The organism is Streptosporangium sp. NPDC049248, from assembly GCF_040678965.1.
Lineage (GTDB): Bacteria > Actinomycetota > Actinomycetes > Streptosporangiales > Streptosporangiaceae > Streptosporangium > Streptosporangium fukuiense.
This window is the reverse complement of the sequence record NZ_JBFAQY010000082.1, coordinates 1-1,647: the sequence shown is the minus strand read 5'-3', so window position 1 is coordinate 1,647 and position 1,647 is coordinate 1. Positions and strand designations below refer to the sequence as shown.

At 70.1% G+C, this 1,647-nt stretch carries 1 protein-coding gene and 2 pseudogenes; 2 read left to right on the top strand and 1 reads right to left on the bottom strand.

Going from position 1 to position 1,647, the window contains the following annotated elements; translation table 11 throughout:
* A pseudogene (locus AB0K21_RS44630) lies at positions 1 to 362 on the bottom strand (phospholipid carrier-dependent glycosyltransferase); the annotation flags it as partial.
* Positions 363 to 460: 98 nt separating this feature from the next.
* On the opposite strand from AB0K21_RS44630, the gene rsmI reads away from it, so the two are divergent.
* Positions 461 to 1,315 (top strand): 16S rRNA (cytidine(1402)-2'-O)-methyltransferase, encoded by an 855-nt coding sequence (gene rsmI / locus AB0K21_RS44625; RefSeq protein ID WP_343976334.1) that lies wholly within the window; start codon positions 461 to 463, stop codon positions 1,313 to 1,315.
* Positions 1,316 to 1,369: 54 nt separating this feature from the next.
* A pseudogene (locus tag AB0K21_RS44620) lies at positions 1,370 to 1,647 on the top strand (phospholipid carrier-dependent glycosyltransferase); the annotation flags it as partial.

The window sequence follows — 1,647 nt, the reverse complement described above, 5'->3', positions numbered from 1 at the left end:
ACCACATAGGAGGCGCACTTGTCGACCTCCGCGGGCGCGCACTGCTGCCAGATCTCGGTGCCGCCCCGCATCAGGATCTTGTCGGCGTCCTTGACGACGTTGTGCTCGGCACCGAAGTTGATCAGTGCCCAGGCGTCCTTGGCGTAATACGTCTCGTCGAACATGACCGCGTTCGGGTGACCGAGGTTGGTGAAGCGCAGGATCGCCCCGAACACCGTGACCAGCAGCGGCCCCAGCCAGCCCCACAGGGGGTTTCCCGGCATCGGCGGCACCAGGCGGTCACGAGCGGAACCCGAGGGCCCGCCGTCGGGCTGGGGCTCCGGCTGCTCTGGCGCCTGGTTGGGGAAGTCGGTCACGGCCACCCGGACATCGTACGGTCCCCTTACCGCCGCTAGCCCAGGAAACACCTCACTACAGGACTAAATGGTTAACTTCTCCCTGCGCTGAGCGGTCATCCGAAATGCGGGAGGATGGAGCGGTGACGGACAACGGCAGGCTTGTGCTGGCAGGGGCTCCGATCGGGCAGGCGGGCGACGCCTCCCCCCGGCTGCGGCTGGCGCTGGAGAGCGCGGACGTGGTCGCGGCGGAGGACACCCGGCGGCTGCGGCGCCTGGCCGGGGAACTGGGCGCCGAGATCGGCGGCCGGGTCGTCTCCTACTACGACGCCAACGAGGCCGGGCGGGCCGCCGAGCTCCTCGGCGCGCTCCAGGACGGCAAGACGGTGCTGGTCATCACCGACGCCGGCATGCCCGGCGTCTCCGACCCCGGCTACCGGCTGACCCACCTGGCGGTCGAGGCCGGGATCGCGGTCACCTCGCTGCCGGGGCCGTCGGCGGTGACCACGGCGCTGGCCGTCTCGGGGCTGCCCAGCGACCGGTTCTGCTTCGAGGGCTTCCCGCCGCGCAAGTCCGGTGAGCGCTCCCGCAGGCTCTCGGCCCTCGCGGAGGAGGAACGCACGATGGTGTTCTTCGAGGCGCCGCACCGGCTCGGTGCCGCGCTGGCGGCGATGGCGGAGGCGTTCGGCGCCGACCGCCGGGCGGCGGTCTGCCGCGAGCTCACCAAGACCTACGAGGAGGTGCGGCGGGGCGGCCTCGGCGAGCTGGCCGAATGGGCGGCCGGGGGCGTCAGGGGAGAGATCACCATCGTGGTCGCCGGGCACGCCGGGCAGGCCCTGCCGCCGGTGATCGAGGACCTGGTGGACGAGGTCGCGCGCCGCGAGGAGACGGGGGTGCCGAGGAAGCAGGCGATCGTGGATGTGGCGAAAGCGGCGGGAATTCCCAAACGGGATCTTTATCAAGCTGTCCATCGAGGCTGACTTATCACCATAATTCCCTGAATGGGATCAACACGGGATCGTCTCTTGCCGCCTATGCCGGGAAACCCCCTGTGGGGCTGGCTGGGCCCGCTGCTGGTCGCGGTCTTCGGGGGGATCCTGCGCTTCACCGGTCTCGGGCGGCCGAACGCGGTCATGTTCGACGAGACGTACTACGCCAAGGACGCCTGGGCGCTGATCAACCACGGGGTGGAGCGGGCCTCGCTCGGCACCGTGAAGGACCCCGTCGCGGACAGAATGATCATCCAGGGGAACACCGACTTCCTGGTCAAGTGCACCCCGCCGGAGGCCGACCCCTGCCCGCTCTACGTGGC

What these genes read in the sequence shown, in the direction of transcription:
- rsmI (WP_343976334.1), top strand. Translation starts at nt 461, where the DNA reads ATGCGGGAGGATGGAGCGGTGACGGACAACGGCAGGCTTGTGCTGGCA.